Source organism: Photorhabdus sp. RM71S (assembly GCF_042879355.1).
Classification (GTDB): Bacteria; Pseudomonadota; Gammaproteobacteria; order Enterobacterales; family Enterobacteriaceae; genus Photorhabdus; species Photorhabdus kayaii.
The window spans coordinates 1-19,747 of sequence record NZ_JBHFKV010000068.1 but is presented as its reverse complement, the minus strand read 5'-3'; the positions used below and the strand labels follow the sequence as shown (position 1 = coordinate 19,747).

Annotated in this window: 23 protein-coding genes and 1 pseudogene; 10 read left to right on the top strand and 14 right to left on the bottom strand. The window is 44.3% G+C overall.

Going from position 1 to position 19,747, the window contains the following annotated elements:
- Positions 1 to 422: 422 nt before the first annotated feature.
- The gene (gene dinQ / locus ACGF5R_RS21825) at positions 423 to 494 is read right to left on the bottom strand and encodes a damage-inducible type I toxin DinQ (protein WP_369293964.1); all 72 of its coding nucleotides are present in this window, start codon (positions 492 to 494) and stop codon (positions 423 to 425) included.
- Between dinQ and ACGF5R_RS21820 the strand changes: the two genes are divergently transcribed.
- On the top strand, positions 478 to 699 hold the full coding sequence (locus ACGF5R_RS21820; protein ID WP_387692706.1) for a hypothetical protein: 222 nt from the start codon (positions 478 to 480) through the stop codon (positions 697 to 699). The two genes, dinQ and ACGF5R_RS21820, sit on opposite strands and share 17 nt — an antisense overlap.
- Before the next feature lie 257 nt (positions 700 to 956).
- On the opposite strand, the gene ACGF5R_RS21815 is transcribed toward ACGF5R_RS21820, so the two are convergent.
- The 9 genes from ACGF5R_RS21815 to ACGF5R_RS21775 form a co-directional block, all read right to left on the bottom strand.
- Positions 957 to 2,588, bottom strand: coding sequence for a hypothetical protein (locus ACGF5R_RS21815; RefSeq protein WP_387692704.1), 1,632 nt, complete (start codon positions 2,586 to 2,588; stop codon positions 957 to 959).
- On the bottom strand, positions 2,588 to 3,124 hold the full coding sequence (locus ACGF5R_RS21810) for a hypothetical protein (RefSeq protein WP_387692702.1): 537 nt from the start codon (positions 3,122 to 3,124) through the stop codon (positions 2,588 to 2,590). Before ACGF5R_RS21810 ends, ACGF5R_RS21815 begins: the two co-directional genes overlap by 1 nt.
- Positions 3,096 to 3,806 carry a hypothetical protein gene (locus ACGF5R_RS21805; RefSeq protein ID WP_387692700.1) on the bottom strand — a complete coding sequence of 237 codons (711 nt, stop codon included), beginning with the start codon at positions 3,804 to 3,806 and terminating at the stop codon, positions 3,096 to 3,098. The genes ACGF5R_RS21810 and ACGF5R_RS21805 overlap by 29 nt, the downstream gene beginning before the upstream one ends.
- Positions 3,807 to 3,823: 17 nt before the next feature.
- Entirely contained in the window at positions 3,824 to 4,444 is a 621-nt protein-coding gene (locus tag ACGF5R_RS21800) for a tail fiber assembly protein (protein ID WP_387692698.1), read from the bottom strand.
- Positions 4,444 to 4,893 (bottom strand): phage tail protein, encoded by a 450-nt coding sequence (locus ACGF5R_RS21795; RefSeq protein WP_387692696.1) that lies wholly within the window; start codon positions 4,891 to 4,893, stop codon positions 4,444 to 4,446. Before ACGF5R_RS21795 ends, ACGF5R_RS21800 begins: the two co-directional genes overlap by 1 nt.
- 98 nt (positions 4,894 to 4,991) lie before the next feature.
- Positions 4,992 to 6,092, bottom strand: a complete 1,101-nt coding sequence (locus tag ACGF5R_RS21790) for a phage tail protein (RefSeq protein WP_387692694.1) — start codon at positions 6,090 to 6,092, stop codon at positions 4,992 to 4,994.
- Positions 6,093 to 6,095: 3 nt separating this feature from the next.
- Positions 6,096 to 6,269 carry a hypothetical protein gene (locus ACGF5R_RS21785; protein ID WP_387692693.1) on the bottom strand — a complete coding sequence of 58 codons (174 nt, stop codon included), beginning with the start codon at positions 6,267 to 6,269 and terminating at the stop codon, positions 6,096 to 6,098.
- A gap of 9 nt (positions 6,270 to 6,278) precedes the next feature.
- Complete coding sequence (locus tag ACGF5R_RS21780; RefSeq protein WP_387692691.1) at positions 6,279 to 6,935, bottom strand: phage tail protein; 657 nt, start codon at positions 6,933 to 6,935, stop codon at positions 6,279 to 6,281.
- Positions 6,928 to 7,890, bottom strand: coding sequence for a baseplate J/gp47 family protein (locus ACGF5R_RS21775; RefSeq protein WP_387692707.1), 963 nt, complete (start codon positions 7,888 to 7,890; stop codon positions 6,928 to 6,930). The genes ACGF5R_RS21780 and ACGF5R_RS21775 overlap by 8 nt, the downstream gene beginning before the upstream one ends.
- 94 nt (positions 7,891 to 7,984) lie before the next feature.
- Between ACGF5R_RS21775 and ACGF5R_RS21770 the strand changes: the two are divergent.
- A pseudogene (locus tag ACGF5R_RS21770) lies at positions 7,985 to 8,929 on the top strand (IS1595 family transposase).
- Positions 8,930 to 9,329: 400 nt separating this feature from the next.
- Positions 9,330 to 10,265 (top strand): VirK/YbjX family protein, encoded by a 936-nt coding sequence (locus ACGF5R_RS21765; protein WP_112878893.1) that lies wholly within the window; start codon positions 9,330 to 9,332, stop codon positions 10,263 to 10,265.
- Positions 10,266 to 10,318: 53 nt separating this feature from the next.
- Here ACGF5R_RS21765 and ACGF5R_RS21760 read toward each other — a convergent pair whose 3' ends face one another.
- Both ACGF5R_RS21760 and ACGF5R_RS21755 read right to left on the bottom strand, forming a co-directional pair.
- Positions 10,319 to 10,918, bottom strand: a complete 600-nt coding sequence (locus ACGF5R_RS21760; RefSeq protein WP_387692689.1) for a GNAT family N-acetyltransferase — start codon at positions 10,916 to 10,918, stop codon at positions 10,319 to 10,321.
- A 449-nt stretch (positions 10,919 to 11,367) separates the two neighbouring features.
- Entirely contained in the window at positions 11,368 to 11,523 is a 156-nt protein-coding gene (locus tag ACGF5R_RS21755) for a hypothetical protein (RefSeq protein WP_158537793.1), read from the bottom strand.
- An 82-nt stretch (positions 11,524 to 11,605) separates the two neighbouring features.
- On the opposite strand from ACGF5R_RS21755, the gene ACGF5R_RS21750 reads away from it, so the two are divergent.
- Positions 11,606 to 13,627, top strand: a complete 2,022-nt coding sequence (locus ACGF5R_RS21750; protein WP_387692687.1) for an FAD-dependent oxidoreductase — start codon at positions 11,606 to 11,608, stop codon at positions 13,625 to 13,627.
- 125 nt (positions 13,628 to 13,752) lie between these two features.
- Here ACGF5R_RS21750 and sstT read toward each other — a convergent pair whose 3' ends face one another.
- Together sstT and ACGF5R_RS21740 are read right to left on the bottom strand one after the other, a co-directional pair.
- Positions 13,753 to 15,000: a serine/threonine transporter SstT gene (gene sstT, locus ACGF5R_RS21745; protein ID WP_112878864.1), complete on the bottom strand. Its 1,248-nt coding sequence runs from the start codon at positions 14,998 to 15,000 to the stop codon at positions 13,753 to 13,755.
- A 290-nt stretch (positions 15,001 to 15,290) separates the two neighbouring features.
- On the bottom strand, positions 15,291 to 16,253 hold the full coding sequence (locus ACGF5R_RS21740) for a TerC family protein (RefSeq protein WP_387692685.1): 963 nt from the start codon (positions 16,251 to 16,253) through the stop codon (positions 15,291 to 15,293).
- 89 nt (positions 16,254 to 16,342) lie between these two features.
- On the opposite strand from ACGF5R_RS21740, the gene ACGF5R_RS21735 reads away from it, so the two are divergent.
- The 6 genes from ACGF5R_RS21735 (at position 16,343) to ACGF5R_RS21710 (ending at position 19,249) form a co-directional block, all read left to right on the top strand.
- A complete protein-coding gene (locus tag ACGF5R_RS21735) occupies positions 16,343 to 16,549 on the top strand; it encodes a hypothetical protein (protein ID WP_112895522.1) in 207 nt (68 codons plus the stop codon).
- 264 nt (positions 16,550 to 16,813) lie between these two features.
- The gene (locus ACGF5R_RS21730; RefSeq protein WP_112878867.1) at positions 16,814 to 17,485 is read left to right on the top strand and encodes a DedA family protein; all 672 of its coding nucleotides are present in this window, start codon (positions 16,814 to 16,816) and stop codon (positions 17,483 to 17,485) included.
- A 194-nt stretch (positions 17,486 to 17,679) separates the two neighbouring features.
- Positions 17,680 to 17,985, top strand: coding sequence for a YqjD family protein (locus ACGF5R_RS21725; RefSeq protein ID WP_112878868.1), 306 nt, complete (start codon positions 17,680 to 17,682; stop codon positions 17,983 to 17,985).
- 1 nt (position 17,986) lies between these two features.
- Positions 17,987 to 18,388 carry a phage holin family protein gene (locus ACGF5R_RS21720; protein WP_112878869.1) on the top strand — a complete coding sequence of 134 codons (402 nt, stop codon included), beginning with the start codon at positions 17,987 to 17,989 and terminating at the stop codon, positions 18,386 to 18,388.
- The gene (locus ACGF5R_RS21715) at positions 18,381 to 18,641 is read left to right on the top strand and encodes a YqjK-like family protein (protein WP_112878870.1); all 261 of its coding nucleotides are present in this window, start codon (positions 18,381 to 18,383) and stop codon (positions 18,639 to 18,641) included. Before ACGF5R_RS21720 ends, ACGF5R_RS21715 begins: the two co-directional genes overlap by 8 nt.
- 212 nt (positions 18,642 to 18,853) lie before the next feature.
- The gene (locus tag ACGF5R_RS21710) at positions 18,854 to 19,249 is read left to right on the top strand and encodes a DoxX family protein (protein WP_112878871.1); all 396 of its coding nucleotides are present in this window, start codon (positions 18,854 to 18,856) and stop codon (positions 19,247 to 19,249) included.
- Positions 19,250 to 19,747: the final 498 nt, after the last annotated feature.

The window sequence follows — 19,747 nt, the reverse complement described above, 5'->3', positions numbered from 1 at the left end:
ATTAGTGTTGCAAAAACGGGGAAGACCATAGATTTTCCTTTGGCGAGAAAGATGCCTACTATAGCAACTGACCGCCCTTCTGAAAAATTGCACTTATTAGTCGAATCTGCCCCATATAAATCGATTAACTCATTAACTCCATTATACTAATCTGTTGACTACCCTCCCATACTACTGGAGCAATAATCGCTTGAGCACGGGTTCAAGTCCAGCCGGGATTGCCAAATTTAAGCTGCTAGATCAGTATATTAGACCACTTAAACAAGAGTGGCTTAGTAGGTTGATGAGTGCATGATGCTGCATGCATCTGGTTGCGTTTTGTGAGAGGTAAAGATTATAAAACACAGTAGCTTGATCAAAGGCGGTAAATGTTAAAGGCCACCGGGAGGTTATCCCGATGGCCTTAGCTACGTTTCCGTTATCTATTTCAGAAATGCACGGATCAGCTCTAAAAGCGCGATTAACGCTTTGAGAACGATGATAGCAGTATCAATAAATGCTTTCACCCGTTTGCTCCAGTTAGGAGCACGACTTAACCAGCCATTGCCTTTACGCTGCCTGTCCGGCTGGCCTTCATCTGTGTTAGCAGGAGAATATCGCGCTCTGACCGAGGCACTGAATCAGCACCACCTGTACTCAGCCAGGACTTACGAAAACTTGCGTCAGAGATACACAGGCCAGAACGCTACCCCAAACTAACAGCCGTTGATTATAGGTTTATTTTCAGATGATTCAATCAATTAAAACAATGAGTAGATAAAAATAAAAAAACCAACGGGTAAGGTTGGTTTTTTTACTTTTGCCCTTGGATAGGGCGGTTTGTCTTTGTGCTATACGAGATTGGTAGCCTCGGTTCTAGCGCGACATTCTCCTGCTAACACAATCAGTCTACACCTTAAAAAAGGTGTTATCAACCTATGGCATAGCGTAAAGGACCTCACACAAATGGACGATATTCACCCAATCACAGGAGAATACTTCTGTCTCAATCCAGCCGATTTATAGGCCGTGTTCCTTATCGCGCTGGCGTTCTCCGGCGTGCCTGTGTTGTGGTGCGTATGCGCGGCGGTCAGTTCCGCTAATTCCTTAACCACATCCAGCGTCTCTAACATCAAGGTCATGACGTTGATTTGCTGGCTGCCCATCCAAACCACGGGCGCGATGATTTCTTGCCGGGCTCCGGCGATGCTCTGCTTAAGCAGGCCAATTTTCTCTATCAGCTTTTGCCCGATTTCGATATTGGCCTCTTTCCCCACACTGGCAACGAAATTTGATGATGTCGCCATACTATAGTCACCGTCTGCGATTTGCTGGACAGCACCCGCCAACAGCGTAGACGTGCCCAAAACCGTGGTTTTATCCGTGGCCTGTATCGTGGTTTCCCGTGCAACTGCGGTACGTGTTTCCGTGTCTGCCCTAACTTCACGGTGCATGGACGATTCATTAATGATCTGGTCAGTCTGACGAATCCAACTCCCCTCCTGCGTCACTCTCTGCGAGACTTCCGCCCGCTGCTGCTGCAATTGTTCGCCTGGCTTGATATCGGGCAAGGTATTGCCCTGGCTTAATGTCTGCCGGATAAAGGGCTTATCCGGCCTACCTGCCTCAAAAGCGATTTCAACCACCGTTCCGACTGGCGGATATTGGAACATACCGGATTCACTGCCCGCCATCGGTAAAGGCAGCGGGACAGCGGCATCCTGACCATCATTATCTAACAATTGAACATCAACGGCATAGCGCGGTCGGAATGGGTCGGAAATATCACCGCTAACCGTGCTTTCAGTGTGTGCCTCAATGCGGGCAAATTTGGGTAAGTGCAACCCTGCCGATAATTCGGGGTAGGCGGCATCAATCTGGCGCTGCATGGGCGTTCCGGTCTGCGACTGACCGGTCAGTTTGTTGACGGCTTCCCATGTAATGACCATGTTTTCATTGTTCAGATTGACCTTGTTCAACCGGTGCTGGTTGATCACCACGCCTGGGCGCAACGATGGGATCATGGGAATGGTCATCGCATTGCCTGCGGACTGGCGCCGGCTAAATGCATTCGGAATGTCGACGGGTTTCCCCGCAAACATCGAATGCGCCCCGCTGCCGACATAAACCGAGCCATCCGGCAACTGATGCCAGAGATAATCCTCAATCGAAAAAACCTGCCCAAGATTAGCCAGCAACTGATAGCCGGTACCATGATGGGTAAAATGCGGGATAGGTGTCTCTGTATAAGGGGCATCCGGCAATATGAAGGTCAGTCCGCTGTACTCCTGCAACCAGTCCGCAATCTGGCTCAGTGTTGGATGCTGAAATGAACACGGCCATAATCGATCAAACACACTAACCAGCTCTCGCACAAAAAGACGCTGATAATCGTTTTGGGCTGGCTGTGAGCGTGCCACATAACCCGTAAACCAGCGCAACACTAAATCAGTGTAACCGACATCCAGCCGCACCAGTTTTCCGGTGTAATCCGTTGTCGTCTCCGCCGTGATAAAGCCACGACCACAGGATGCCAGTTCCAGCATAATATTGGCGTCAACCAGGTGAATTTCATCACAGGAAAGGTAGAGCCGGTTAATCGGTGTCATTATTTAGCCGGTCCTATTTTGTCATTGATGGGTTTCAGGACTTTGCTTTCAAACCAGCTTAATTTTTCCGGCGCTTCTTTTGCTGCGGCTGCCCCCTGACCTGTTTGCTTTCTGGCCTGAATATTATCGGCAGCACGGGCATCACGTTTCTCAGCAACAGATAAATGTTCACGTAAAGTAAATGTGACCTGCCATGCCTGTTTACCGTCGATCTTACTGGCATCAAGGGTATGGGTGAATGTCCCAATGCGAAAGTTGATAGCACCTGCGGTCAGGTTAGCGACACGATAACGTTTCAGATTTCCCTTATCTTTGGCCTCCGCCAGTGCAAACAGGCGTGACAGCGTTTTTTGCTCAGTAAACGGAATGATCCCCGTAACACGTAACTCCTTGGGCTTAATGCCTTGCTCCGCTACGGCGGTACTGGATGACTGGCCGCTTTGGTCTGTGTCCTGAAATACCACCGATGGGGTTACGGTCAGACTTTTTAATGGGATGGCCTCGCCATCAAGGGCAAGTGTGATAATTTGGCTCATTGTATAGCATCCTTTCTAATGCGCGAATATCGTCCCCGGCAAATAATGTCGCCAACGTGTAAACGGCGTCCTGTTCAGGGATATCCTGACGCAGTTTTTCGGCCAATAATGCGCCATTCCCTTTCCCTGAGAAAACCCAGACACGGGCCGATTTGTCTCTGACGCCATTCAGGGCGGCAGTGACTTGTTGTAAGGCGTTCTGTCTTGCCGTGGTGAAGTGTGTTAATTGCGATTTCAATCCCGCAATACTATTGCTCACACTGGCCTGTGCCTTCGCCTGCGCAACCAATTGCGCATTCACGGCCAGGCGGCTGGTCGATGTTGAAAACGGTTGAGGCAGAGGCAAACCGCCCCCCGATCTCCCAGGCAATTGCATTTTGGTGATCGCCAGACATTCCGCTGTCTTTGCCATACGGGTGACCTGAGAAAATACCGGCAACGGCAACACCGCTGAAAATTGGGTTAAATGTTGTATAAATTCATTATGCGTTTTCGCGCAGATCATGAGTACAACGGCGCTTATGTTTCCCGTTCCCCGGATTTTATTTGCCAGATAATTGATGGCGTTTGCCGGACTCAGATAGCGACCGCTGTCCGTTTTATGTCCGATGCCGTATACGAACGGATGGACGGATAGCATCGAGCAATGCATCCCCGTCATATTCGGGGAGATGCGCATCATTTTCCGTTGCCAGTTCATCACGCGGGTTGCTCAGGCCAGTTGATACCGGGGGCAGTTGAAAGATCTACCCGGTTCACCCGCACACGATATTTTTTCCATTCTACGAGTACTGATTTTTCGGTATCAGTGGCGATATCCAGATCAATGGCATCCTGTAAAGGCTTAATTGCCGCATCCGCCTGCTGCTGTAGCGAGATTTTTTGCTGCTCAGCCTGTTCAATTTGATGAGCTTTTAGAGCTGATTTATCTGTGTCCCATTGCTTATTCTCCCACTTATCAAAGGGGGTTTGAGGTGATTGCAGGGTGAGATTATCTGGCAACGCGCCGATGGCGGTAATATTGATCGGCCAGCCTGTATCGGTTGTATACGCTGTTTTACTCCGATAGTCAGGCACATGTCGCCAGGATTTTTCATCTACACTACGACAAATCGCAACGTCATGCGTACCAGGTAATGCGGGCGCATCCAGATACGCATTAGCCGCAACAGAAAAACCGCGTGGCACGTGATCCATATCGGCCCCAATATATTCCCGTGTTTCAGGATGACAACGATAAACCGCCACCCATCCGCTAACAATGGCTAACCCATCATCATCAAACCGGGCCATTTGAATATCTGCACTGTATTTAGCCACTACTTTACCCTCGTAATATAAATCACTGATTTGTTAACAGGTCGGTTTTCATTTGCGGTCGGAACCACTCTGGACGCGTCAAATGTCCATGAAACCACCCCACCACCGGCACCGGCTGCGCGGCCGCCTACCTTATACCGGTAGCTGAATGCCCCAGACGCGTTGCTCCCGCTCTCAATAGTGGGATTACCTAATGATCCCGTGATATTTCTGATCGCGTCCCCCTGAACACTCCCTAACGAATGACCGGAATCTAAACCGCGTCCTCTATCCAGACCACGCTTAAATAAGCCTCTGTCATCAGGTAATTTCAGATCGGGAAAAATTTTGGCAAGCTCAGGGTAATATGCCGCACGGAACGAGCGTCCCTCATTGGGTTCATATCCGGCGGGTATCGGCGCAGCCGAATGCCATTCGATAGTGGCGCCAATAGGGATACCTATCGTCATCTTTTGCTCTACGGCACCGTTAGCATTGAGAAATCAGGTGTGCAACTGTGCATCGGCATCGATCCAAATTTGCCCCGTGTCACCCCCTACACCGATACTCACCCCTTTGGCCCATCCATTTTCCCGACCACAAGAAAATGGCCCTGACAAGAAAATGGCCCTGAATAGTGCCTGCCCGGTAGCGCAGTCATATAGGTAGTCTGGTGATAGGCGCCAACATCACCCGCCATCAAACTGATATCAGACGATAGCGATTTCCCGTTAATTTTCCTGTCATTGGGTACAGCATTCCTTGCCCGTTCGACGGTTTCCACTAAGCCTATGTTTTTGACAAATTCATTCTTATTGAGAATATCTGCGCCGTTCTGGTTTTTAGCCAGGCGACTATTGGCGTTTTCGCTGACAACGGTTAATGCGGCATTAGTGGCATAGTCCCCTTTCGACTGTTTCCCCTGTAGACCGCTTTCCCATGCCTGCTGAGTCACATATTCCCGTTTCACGTTATCAATCTCTTGATAAATAGCGGAAATATCACGGGCATTCAATGACCCTTTAATGCGCAAATCCATTACATCACCGTTGCCATCAACACCCGCAACCGCAAAGACATAATGCGGATACCCTGCCGCATCGACGTAGTTTTTAAGATCATTGGCTGCGACGATATGAACGATAGTTTTCCACTGGCTCACCAAATTGCCTTGATAGCTAAAATCCGCATAAACGCGGGTATCGCGCAGGCGGTTAAGCGTTTGATCAAACGCCAATTCCCCCCGCAATCCGCCGACATAAGCCAGCCCTTTTTTGACCGTGTACCGGTCACCACTGCGAACCACGGAAAACCCATCACCGAAAAACGCCGCCTCACCGTAACTGTCAGTATTAATCAAGCGCTGCATTTCATCGATGCCGGATAAACGGGCGGTAAAATCAATCTGCCAAGTTTCCGCCGTGGTCGTGATAGCGGTCTCTTTAGCTGCGCCGTCAAACTCCAGCAAGAAAGAACGGGTGAGTACATTTCCCTGTAATCCGTTCGCGGTCTTAATTTTTTTCTGAGTTGGGGCATGGGTAATCATGCCAATAATGCCAGAAGCCTTATTTATCAGGCCAATCCAGTTAAAATCAAAATGACCGGCTTCCGTTCCCAATGTGACACTGTAGGCTACAGCGTTTTCGCTCGCTAACCCTGTTTTGTTCACAGCCTAGCGATGCACAATATGACTTTCTACGAGTAATTTCTCATCGCGATTAATGGCAAGAGTGGGATCTAAATCCAGCACATAAGCAAAAACAAACTCATCCAAAACCACTGGCTTTCCCGCCGCGGCCTGCTGCGCTTTCCATTTCTCAAAGTCTACTGTAATCACTGATGCCATATTATTTCCTTATAATGATGCACCGTAGGTAATATTGGGTGCGGTAATCTCCGTTAAACTGGCGCTATCAAAAACGGACTCCCCCGACATGTAACCCACTTTTAATAGCAAGGACGGCGAGGACATGGCCGCGTAATAACAGCAATATTCCACACCTAAACTGCCCACACGCATAAACAGTTTGTTATTCGTCATCACTTCAAAACGGTAGCGGCGGCAGGTAAGGCCGTACTGACGAATAATGTTCATCAGCAAATCAGGATGCTCGGCTATTTGGCCGTCACTGATCCACAAAATAATCACATCCCAATCTATCCCTGGCTGACGTTCCAGTACTTCAACATGGCCGACACCTAAACGTTCAAAGATAGCGATAAATCCCGCGACACTGCCCGCCTCTCTGGCGTTAATAAAGGCAAATGTTACCCGTTTGCGAAACAATTCCATTGGCTCACCATTGAATCGGTGAATATCCCGCTGATAGGCCAAAACTGATAATAGCGATTCTGAACACGTCTCCGCGTCCAGTTGGGCTAACGGCCATTTCAGCCAGTCATACATTGTCAGCCAGAATGCCCGCGCAGCACGGAGCAATTTGGCCGGTTCCACCTTATCCATCCATGAGGGCAGCGCCAGCCGTGTTAGCCGTTCCTTGAATTCAGACATTCTTCACCTCAACTGACAGCGATTGCAGTCTGGGCACACTCAAATCACTGAGAATGTCATCCAATGAAAACGACAAAGATTCAATTTCGGTAAATTCACGGTGAATTTCACGCCCTAAGTTCGAAAAGGAAAATCGGGAATACGGCCAGGTTTTTTTCACATGATATTCCCTATTTTTCCGAAAGGCGCAGCGGATCAGGTTTTCAACATCCGTTTTCAACGCGGCGATTTGTTCCTGGCGGTAGTTCGCCACGTTCTCGACAAATAGCGTCACCGTCAGCGTGTGATATGTTTCCGGCAGCGGTAAGCACTGCATATCATCACCATGCCCATGATGTCCCTGATGGGTGATGTAATCGTTCACTACGTCAATAAAGGGCTGGCTGATGACGCCCGAATCCAGTAACAAATAGGCGTTTGCCGTTCCCGCACCACGAGGCGCATCATGCAGGAAAAAAATGCGGTCGATACTTAAGCCTACAACGCTGGCAATCATGCCGCGGTAAACTGCGTCCGTGTGATAGTTACCCACAAGGTTATATTGATTCCGGCAACGATCACGCAAATCATCGTCAGATTCCGCATCTGCGCCGGGTGTCAATAACCAACCTTCCTCATTCTGCACGCTTTCAATACCGGATACGGACACGGGCAAGAGACGAAAATAGCGGGGCGCAAGGTTGAATGCTCCCCCTACGGTCTCTGCGGTTACAGGCAGTAAGGCACTGGTGACCCCCTCCGCAATCACCACGCTTTCCGTGGTGCTGACGCGATAGATTTCACCATTAATGCGCTCGGTCTGGATAACCGTTCCTACGGGTACAGTGACCGCCGATGCGCCAGCGGCTTTATAAAAACGGATAACGCCTTGTGCCGCCGTAGCAGGCTTGCGTTTCAAGTTTACCCCCCACGCAAACATATCCAACCACTCCCCCGATGCGGTCGCCAAATACATATTTTTCAGGGTGACATTAATTAACCTGATTATCACTTAAATCCAGCTCCCATAGGCGTATACTTAAAATAAGTCTGTGTGGAGGTAAATGAAAATGGCTAAAAATCAGATTCAATTCCAAAAAGGCATTTCTATTCATGAGCTTATTTCATTATAGGGTCATGAAGAACAATGCCAGAAACAGGTGTTCGATATGCGCTGGCCTACGGGATATCGCTGTCCTCATTGTGGGCATGATAAGTATTGCCAGTTAAAATCTCGTCTCCTTTATCAGTGCAATCAATGCCATCATTAGACATCTTTGATGGCGGGCACATTGTTTTCTGCGTCAAAATTGCCTTTAACCGTGTGGTTTTTGGCGATTTATCTCATGACTCAGGAGAAAAATGGGATTTCTGCACTTGAATTGTCACGTCAACTGGGCATTTCCTACAACGCTGCATGGCGTATGAAACACAAGCTAATGAAAGCGATGAAAGAACGGGATGACGATAAGCCTCTCGGCGGGTTTATTCATCTTGACGACGCATACTGGGGCGGGGCTCAGCATGGCCCCCGAGGGCGAGGGGCAAAAGGGAAATGCCCTTTCGTTGCGGCGGTTTCAATGAATGAAAAGGGCCACCCTATGTTCATGCGTTTCAGCGTTGTGAAAGGGTTTAAGACCGGGGAACTTACCCGTTGGGCTAAAGTGCATCTTAAACCAAAATCCCTTGTTATTTCAGATGGATTAGCTTGCTTTCGGGGGATTGAGCAAGCCGGGACTTTCCATTTGCCCCTCGTCACCGGCGGTGGAGCGCAGAGTGTTAAACTTCCTTATTTTCAGTGGGTTAACACAATGATTAGTAATGTAAAAAATTCGATACGCGGAACCTATCATTCGATTAGCAAAAAGTATTTACCTCGTTATCTTGCCTAATTCTGTTTCAAGTTCAATTGGCGCTTTAACCTTAAAAAAACATTCGAACAGCTTATTTATTCATGTATCCGGGTAGCACCTATACCTGAGTATTTACTCAAGCTAGCAGAGATTCGATGGTAATCAGGAAACAAATTAATAGAATAATTATTAATGTTTTAATTAAATGGATTCAAAAAAGAATATATCCAACATTAATCATTTATCGCCGATACTCACCTACTAAATTTGTTACAGATCATGAGCTCGGGTATCACACCAAGTTATAGCCGTTTCTCTCATCTTTCTGGATGTGCTTTTACAACAAAAAACATCACAGAAAACTAAATGAATAATAAACGAATAATAAAAAAACACGAGAAAATCCCCTTAATAACTAAACATTCATTAAACAGCTGTTGATTTTTTATCTTAAAAAAACATAAATAAACATCCGTTGAAGTTTTGTTTAATATCGAAGGAGTATACTCACGGTTTGCAAGTCTTCATTCCCTCCAAGTATTTTTTAGAACTAGATAAAGAAATGAAATATATGTATCAACCTGCCAGTTCAGGAATTCGGCTGTTCACAGATTTAGTCGGAAAAAAAATTAGCCCTAGCCCTCATTGGTATTCTGCCCAGAATCGCACTAAATTTGCCTTACGTAGCGCTCTGATGCCAATATCGACACTAAAACTATTAAACCAGATAGTTAATACGCCGTTCTATCTGGATATTTTGAAGAAACAACCTTGTTTACCTTCTAAATTACATCGCCCTTATCTAAGCATTAACTTCAATAGAGGGCAGACGTTACGTGCAATAAATGAACATTACCAGCTATTATTTACTGGGTTAAATCAGTCTATTGTTAATAAAATATTTCGTTCCAATGCATATCCATTAGCGGTTATCAATGGTAAGAGTGGAACTTACACTATTTTTCTAGATTCTATGGACTGTTTTAATAAAGAAGGTGAGCTTACTCTATTTATTACAACAGAAGATAATAAAACCTTGGCAAGATGCGCTTTCACACTACTCACTATTGCTGGTAAAAAAACACTGTTCATCGGTGGACTACAAGGTTCCAAAGGCGATGCAACCCTTGAAATTATCCGCGATGCAACGAAAGATTGTTATGGATTATTTCCAAAACGCTTACTGATTGAATCCATTTGCCGTCTCGCAGCCCACTTTGAATGCCAGCAAATTCTGGCAGCTAGCAATGATACTCACATCTATAAGAGTCTACGCTATTGGCATAAAAAGAAAGACAAATTAGTCGCTGATTACGACTCTTTCTGGGAATCATTAGGTGGAGCAAAGAGAAAAAATAAGGATTTCCATCTCCCCTTATCCATTGAAAGAAAACCGCTTGAAGATATAGCCAGTAAGAAGCGGGCAGAATATCGCCGCCGCTATCAATTACTAGATGAACTGGATAATGGAATGCAGCATTCTCTGCCTTCAAATTAAATCAGAATCAGGCCGCAACCTTTCACAGGACGGCCTAATTTTTGAGATGACTCTTATCTCGGTTTAACCATCAGCCATTCAAGATGTATTTTAACCGCAGGCCATTCACCACTGATAATGCTGTAAACACAGGTATCCCTGATACTGCCATCTTTAGATACACCATGACTACGCAGAATTCCATCAAGTTTTGCACCCAGTCGTTCTATCGCTTTTCGACTCTGATGATTAAAAAAATGAGTGCGAAACTCCACTGCAATACACCCTAATTCTTCAAAAGCGTATTTCAATAGGAGATATTTCGCTTCCGTATTAACATGTGTCCGCTGAACAGAACATGCATACCAAGTATAGCCGATTTCCACCCGGCGGACATCAGAATCAATATTCATATACGTGGTCATGCCAACCGCTTTACTTGTTCGATGATCAACAATCGCAAAAGGCAGCATAGTACCTTTTTTATGTAGCAATAAACGACGCTCAATCTCGCTACTCAGCTCAGCCGGTGAAGGAACACGGGTGTACCACAATTTATGCAATTCACCCTCTTCAATTGCTTGTAAAAATTCATTGTGCCGTTGATGTGTCAGAGGTTCTAAAGTCACCCCTTTTCCTGCCAAAGTTACCCATTCAGTTATCTGTTTTTTCATAATAACCACTGATGTTATAAATTAAGTCAGAATAGAAGAACTCACCCTATTCCGGAGTCAAAACCGGAATCGAATTAATATATGGAAAATCAACCCCCTATTAAAGCAAAATCCGCACTTTTAACATCTCAGGTGGCTGTCGCATCATTCAGAAAAAAATACTAAAACTGGGTAAACAAATCGCCTGACTGAATTAGCAAAAACCGCCGTAAACCCTTGCCCAGTGCAGACGGGGATATCAGGCGAAAAGCCCAAAGGGCTTTGAGGCTAGCGTAAATCCGTTGCATCGACGGTTGCGGCCTGAGAAGTGGGAAGCCTTACCGTTTTTTACGGCGGGGAACAGTCACTCTATTCTCTCCGTGTAAGAATACAAAACCATGCTACGGACTATCTGGGAAAGTGAACGACTGAAATCGATTATGGCCCACAGTGTGATCTATTTAACCTTTCTAGAACCAATCAACAAAGAGTACATCAACAACTTTTGCATTCAGATTATTTTCACTAACTCTATGACAAAACCTGATTTCATGACCTTCATCACATTCATTTAACATTTTTTTCCCAATTGACCTTATTCCATCTAAATTTGAACCATTACTCATCCGACCACCTGGCGTTTTGTTCCGTGGTTTAAAACACAATAATAATCTGGTTATGATTGACAAACACCCGATGGAGATTGCAATGAGCCATTATCCTCACCTGTTCGCCCCTCTAGACTTGGGGTTCACCACACTAAAAAACCGCATTTTGATGGGATCAATGCACACTGGGCTAGAGGAACATCCCGACCGCGCCCAGAGGCTTGCCCGCTTTTACGCTGAACGGGCAGCCGGAGGCGTGGCATTGATTGTCACAGGCGGCATTTCGCCAAACAAACAAGGTGTTATAGGGAAAGGCACTGCATTCCTGGTAGATGAAAAAGATCTTATTCACCATAAAGTTATTACAGACGCAGTTCATCAGGCTGGTGGAAAAATTGCAATGCAAATCTTACATACCGGCCGTTACAGCTATCAACCTCACCTTGTCGCCCCTACTGCCATTCAAGCACCAATTAATCTATTCATGCCTCGTGAAATGACAGAAGAGGACATTCAGCAAACCATTGCTGACTTCGCTCATTGTGCACAACTGGCGCAACAAGCAGGTTATGATGGCGTAGAAATCATGGGTTCTGAAGGTTATCTGATTAACCAGTTCCTGACTACTCGCACCAACCACCGCCAAGATAAATGGGGAGGAAGTTTTGAAAATCGAATGCGCTTTGCCGTGGAGGTTGTTAAAGCCGTCCGTCAAGCAACAGGAAAAGAATTTATTCTAATCTACCGGCTTTCGATGTTGGATTTAGTCGAGGATGGTTCTAATTGGCAAGAAATCGAGCAACTCGCTGTTGCTATTGAGCAAGCGGGAGCATCTATTATCAATACCGGTATCGGCTGGCATGAAGCTCGAATTCCAACGATTGCCACTATGGTTCCCCGCGCCGGATTCAGTTGGGTAACGCAAAAGCTAATGGGGAAAGTTTCTATTCCACTGATCACAACAAACAGAATTAATGATCCCAACATTGCAGAGCAAGTGCTAGCACAAGGTTGTGCCGATATGGTTTCTATGGCACGACCTTTTCTGGCTGATGCTGAATTTGTTATGAAAGCCCAACAAGGACGGGCCGATGAGATTAACACTTGTATTGGCTGTAATCAGGCATGTCTGGATCAGATTTTTGTCGGTGAAATAGCCTCTTGTTTAGTTAATCCCCGCGCCTGCCACGAAACAGAAATGGCCGCCGAACCAATCACCACACCGAAAAAACTGGCGGTTGTCGGTGCCGGACCTGCCGGATTGTCATTCGCGGTGACCGCTGCCAGTCGTGGTCATCATGTCACTCTGTTTGAACGAGACGGACAGATTGGCGGACAATTTAATATTGCCAAACAGATCCCAGGTAAAGAAGAATTTCATGAAACACTGCGTTATTTTCAGCGTCAGTTAGCAATCCATCATGTTGATGTACGGTTGAACCAGACTGCCACAACCGAAGCACTCTCTGATTTCGATGAAGTAATTATCGCCAGCGGCATTGCGCCTCGCCAACTCACAATTGATGGTATCCATCACGAAAAGGTACTGAGCTACTTAGATGTATTAAGAGATAAGAAAAATGTCGGTCAACGTGTCGCTATCATTGGCGCAGGTGGCATCGGTTTTGATACCGCAGAATATCTGAGTCAACCAGGAAAAAGTTCTAGCCTTGATAGCACCGCTTTCAGTGAAGAGTGGGGTATTGACCATAATCTGACACATCGTGGTGGTTTATCCCCTCAAGGCCCCAAACCAGAATCTTCTCCCCGGAAAATTTATTTATTGCAACGTAAGCCGACAAAGGTTGGTGAAGGACTAGGTAAAACAACAGGTTGGATACACAGAACCAATCTACACCTGCGTGGTGTGAAAATGCTCAACAATATGCAATATTTGAAAATAGATGATCAGGGATTACATATTAGCAGCAATGGTGAACAGCGCTGCCTTGCCGTAGATAATATCGTTATTTGTGCCGGACAAGAGCCACTGAGAGAATTATATCAACCGTTACAGCAAGCGGGAAAAACAGTGCATCTTATTGGTGGGGCAGATGTTGCAACGGAATTGGATGCCCGACGGGCTATCGATCAAGGTACTCGGTTAGGCCTTAAAATTTGATGATAAATAATGACGGTCATAGACAGGCCGTAAAAACAGAGTAAATCCTCAAACCGCGCCTTCCTGGCGCGGATATTTTACTCTTTCTTACCTAATCTTTTTTTAAACCAAAATACTTCAATCAATTAATTACGTTGAGTTAGTTGATCCGATGCCAGACGATCATCCTCAGCCTGACAAACAGCGGCAGTGAACAATACATCGGTAGAAGAGTTCAGACTCGTTTCCGCGGAATCCTGTAATACACCAATAATCAAACCAACTGCCACAACCTGCATAGCCATCTCATTGGAAATCCCAAACATGCTACACGCTAAAGGGATCAACAATAACGATCCCCCAGCCACACCAGAAGCACCACAGGCACAAATTGCAGCAACCACACTCAGTAGAAATGCTGTAGGCAAATCAACCGATATACCTAGCGTATTGACCGCAGCCAGAGTCAATACCGTGATGGTCACCGCAGCGCCTTCCATATTGATAGTTGCGCCTAATGGAATAGAAACTGAATAAGTATCTTCATGCAGATTCATACGGCGGCACATCGCCATATTCACTGGAATATTTGCAGCCGAACTGCGAGTGAAAAATGCAGTTACACCACTTTCACGCAGGCAAGCAAATACCAGCGGATAAGGATTACGACGAATTTTCCAGTAAACAATCAACGGATTTACAATGAGTGCCATAACCAACATACAACCCAGTAATACAACCAGCAGTTGAACATATCCCAGTAAGGCACCAAATCCCGTTTCTGCAATTGTTGCAGACACCAGACCAAAAATACCAATCGGTGCAAGACGAATGACCACGCGAACAACCTGAGTAACCGCCTCAGACATGTCATGAATTAGAGACTTAGTTGAATCCGTTGCATGACGCAGGGCGATACCCAAACCAATAGCCCAAGCAAGGATACCGATATAGTTACCGTTCAGTAACGCGTTTACTGGATTAGCGACAACATTAACCAGTAACCCTTTAATCACCTCCATAATGTTTTCAGGCGGAGACATTTGAGCATCATTGACAGCTAGCACCAGTTGTAACGGGAACATAAAGCTACCGACTACGGCAACCAGAGCAGCAAAAAATGTACCCAAGATATAGAGGATAAGGATTGGACGAATATTGGTTTTTTGGCCTTTTTTATGGTTAGCAATAGAAGACATGACCAGAATCCATACCAATACCGGGGCTACTGCTTTCAAGGCGCCAACAAACAACGTCCCAAGTAAACTGACTGATTTGGCAACCGAAGGTGTCAACCACGCTAACAGTATCCCTGCAATTAAACCTATCAAAATTTGTTTAACCAGGCTCCCTTGTACAATGTAATGCACGAAGCCACGTTTTTGTTTTTCCATAGCTGATCCATTTTATTAACAGTTCTGTTAAGCCTATATTTTTTGTGTTTGTTTCTTCAGTATAGGGAAACCAAGAGTAGTGAAAAGCTACGATAGTTAAAATATACAACCTCGCCAGCACTTATTAACAATACATTCACATTTGTGTGATCAAAACGGCAATTTACACATTTACAAAACACAATTATTTGTTTTTATGTTTAACCATTTCGCAGCAATTTAAGACAATAAGAAACCATATCTCCCCATTCAAGAAAGATATGGTTATCTGTTAAAAAATAGTTATCTAATTACTGTATCTCTTTAGTTCTGTATTTATTTACCCAAACATTAATAATCATTGTTATTGTCAAAATACTCGCTACAGTTCCCAGAGAAATCCCCATAGGAATATGACAAAAATCCATTATTAGCATTTTAATACCGATAAATACCAGAATGACTGATAAACCATATTTCAGCATTGTAAATTTCTCTGCCACCCCTGCCAGCAGAAAATACATCGCACGTAATCCTAAGATAGCGAAAAGATTAGAGGTCAAAACAATAAAAGGATCTGTAGTCACAGCAAAAATAGCAGGAATACTGTCTACCGCAAAAATAACGTCACTAATTTCAACCAGAATCAGGACCAAGATTAGTGGAGTCGCATATAACAACCCCTTTTCTTTCACAAAGAAACGTTCTCCGTGAAGATTATCAGTGATGCGAATATGCGCTTTTAGCCAACGGACAAAAGGTTTATCGCCTATCGGGGAATCATCCTCTTTCGCCAACGCCATCTTAACGCCGGTAACCAGCAGAAAGATGCCGAACAAATAGAGTATCCAACTGAATTGAGAAACCAACCAGCTCCCTGCAAAGATCATCACGGTACGCAACACAATTGCGCCTAAGACACCGTAAATGAGCACCCGACGTTGCAAATTTGCCGGAATAGCAAAATAGCTAAATAACATCAGCCAAACAAACACATTATCAACAGCAAGTGCTTTCTCAAGTAAATACCCAGTAAGGAAAGCCATTGTCTGACTATTGGCAACAACTTCCCCTGCGGTTTCTCTGCAATACCACCATAATCCTAATGCAAATAAGAGCGATAAACTTATCCAGATCACACTCCAGACAGCAGCTTGACGAAATGACATTGCCTGCTCTTTCTTACGCCCCTGTAAGGATAGATCCAGCAACAACATAATCGTAATTAAGACAGCAAAACTTCCCCATAAAAGAGGGCTACCCACAGAGTTCATTTTCTTTCTCTCACAAACAAAAACGGCTGAAGTCTCAGAAGACGCCAGCCGCTGCTATATTTCTTCCCCACATCGTGGAGATGGATGTATTGCAAGCAACCCTCGCCTTCTGGCAAGGTCTCACTTACAACACAGAAAATGTACCATCAGGTATAAGTTCAAGGTTGCCCGGCTACCGGATGCTGTTGCATCGTAATGACGATAAACCGGCAAGGAAGTTACTCCCCTTTGCTGCGGTGAAAAATAAATCAAATTCAGACAAGAATCAATCTACCACTGAAAAAATAAAAAAATGACAATAAAAACAGTAGGAACAAACGCAATTCATCCAACCTCATAGACCCATTTCTTATCCTATTTTAATGAACGTTCAATTGATCACCAAAATTTTCTGTTTAGTCACCCCTGATTTTGTTACAGTGGCGCAGGCTGCGTCATTTGCCTTTTTCAACGGTGAAAAGGCATGAAAACCAACCAAATAACGTAAAATAGGATGTAATTTAATCGGTTTAGCCTCATGCTTTCAGGATGAACGAACAAAGGCATTTTAGGAACACCTGATGGAAATAGTAAAAGAACTTATATATGCACTTTGGTACCAGGATTATGAAACTCTGGCCAACCCATCCCTATTATGGGCCATTTACATCATGCTATTCTTGATTCTCTTCCTTGAAAATGGCCTCCTTCCTGCTGCATTTTTACCAGGAGACAGCCTGCTTATACTAGTTGGCGTATTGATTGCCAAAGGTGCAATGAGTTTCCCCCTAACGATTGTAGTATTAACTGCCGGAGCAAGCTTAGGTTGTTGGATTGGTTATCTCCAAGGAAAATGGTTAGGAAATACCAAGACAGTACAAGGCTGGCTATCTCACCTTCCAGCTTATTATCACCAAAGAGCTTACAATCTTTTTCACCGCCACGGCCTATCAGCTTTACTTCTTGGCCGCTTCCTCGCATTTGTCAGAACCCTCTTACCAACACTTGCAGGACTGACAGGTCTACAAAACAGTCGTTTCCAGTTTTTTAACTGGCTCAGCGGCTTCCTGTGGGTCATTATCCTTACTTCTTTAGGTTATGCATTTGGTAAGACCCCCATTTTCCGTCAATATGAAGACTTGGTAATGAATTTCCTGATATTACTGCCACTTGCTTTACTCATTATTGGTTTTAGCGGCAGTTTGTTAGTTGTATGGCGTAAAAAAACTTGCCAACCCCCTCAAAAAAAGTAATTAATTCCAATAAAATCCAATATCCCTCCCTGCTGCAGATGAAAGTATCGTTTGCAGCAGAATAGTGAAATAACGCTAATGTTTTTTATTCACCTTCCAAAATATAAGCTATATTTAGTGATAGTCTTTTCCGGCATTAGGAAAAGCAACTGACTAAGTCAAATACACACACCTTACATTGAGGAGTAATCTACATGTCAAAGATCAAAACTACTGAAGATCTACACGTTGAACTAAAATCACTCGCAGATACACTGGAAGAAGTAATCAAAAGCTCTGGTGATAAATCCAAAGTCGAGCTGGAAGAACTTCGCGGCAAAGTAGAGGAAGTCATCAAAGATACTCGTTTTAAACTCAGTAATGCCAGTGATATGGTTGTTAAGAAAACAAAAGATATGGCGGGTCGTGCTGATGTCTACGTTCACGATAAGCCCTGGGTAAGCATCGGTATTGGTACTGTTGTCGGTGCCATATTAGGTGTAGTGTTAGCTAAACGCTAATATGATCAACTCATCCAAATCTCAAGGCCCCGGTAAAGGGGTCCTTGACATTCTCCAACGCATTGCCGCTGTTGTTATCGAGATAGTAGAAACTCGTTTGCAATTGATCGTTCTAGAGTTGGAAAAAGAAAAAGCCACTTTGATACAGCTAATAGTCATAGCCAGTCTGACACTACTGCTTACCGCTTTCGGCCTCATGTGTCTGCTTGTTATGATTTTTTGGGCTATCGATCCTAGCTGGCGCTTTATTGTATTAGCTAGTACCACTAGCACACTACTCATTCTGGCGCTTATTGGCCTTATATGGACCATCAGGAAAGCGCGAAATTCAACATTACTTAGTGCAACTCGCGAGCAATTAAAGATAGATAGAGAAATGTTGGAGGATCACAGTAATGAGTAAACAACGTCAGGAAAAAAAGCTTAAAAAACAGCAACTACTCAGAAATATCCAGCTACAGCGACTTGAACTTTCCAACAATACACAGCTCTGGAAGAGCTTTACTGAACCTTATGACAAAAGCTGGCAAAAGCTTTTGTCATTAAAACCCTATCTGCGACCCGCAATCCACGCTATCTCTTTATATAGCCTGCGTCATCCTATGAAATTTTATCGTTTGTCGCGCCACATCATTCGAATATTGAAATGGAAATAATTCTTCATAATATATCTCATTGATGATAACTTTAGTTACCTACATTCAAAAACTTTGTATAAAATTGTTAATAATCCTTGCTTACAACTAAGCTCACCTACCTTTAGTATACATTCCATCCGTTAATGATTAGCAAATCGTGCTATTTCGAGTTAGTACAAGTTAATCATCAAAAAAACTATTATTATTTCTCTGCGTTTTAGGAGTTGTTAATGAAAAAATTTGAAGATAGTGCCCTACTACTGGCTCGCATTTTGATGCCGATTCTGTTTATCGTTGCAGGTTATGGAAAATTAGGTGATTCCTACGCGGGTACTCAACAATATATGAATGCTATGGGCGTCCCTGGCTTTCTATTACCACTGACAATCTTACTTGAATTGGGTGGTGGTCTGGCAGTTCTATTTGGTTTCTTAACTCGCACCACCGCGTTATTTACCTTTGGTTTCTGTGTCCTGACTGCCGTGCTCTTCCACAGCAATTTTGCTGAAGGGATGAACCAGACTATGTTTCTTAAGAACCTGACTATCGGAGGAGGTTATCTGTTACTGTCTATCACAGGTCCAGGTAAATTCAGTATCGATCGTCTGATGAAGAGAAACTGGTAATATTCTGCTGTGGCTGTTCTGAATCTGAAAAATAACAGTTTTCAGGTAGAAGGTGAAACGATCAAAACCTCACTCTCGCTCAAGGATTTTATCAGCCAGATATCCAATATTCAGCCTAAAGGTAAATAGCAAGCCGAAAGATCCCAAAGATCTTTCGGCTCACTTTAATCAATAAGCTAAACTTCTATTGAATCACAGTGACTCTGATAAAATAGTTATTTCATCAAAATAAATAATCATCTCACCTCTCGGCAAGAAATAATTAAATCCATGCTCGATAATAAATTAATACATTAAGATAATTCTTAATAATTTAATATAAAGAGTATAGAATTCGCAGTGTAAATTCTATTAACATCCACAATGCTAATTTAAATAAACAACAATCGGTAGATTCACATAATAAGTGCAACATCGTTAATCTGGAAGTAAACATGTTCGTATTCCCTTAAATAATTCATTCGGTGTTTTCCCACCCCGTGTTTTTCGGGGGCGATT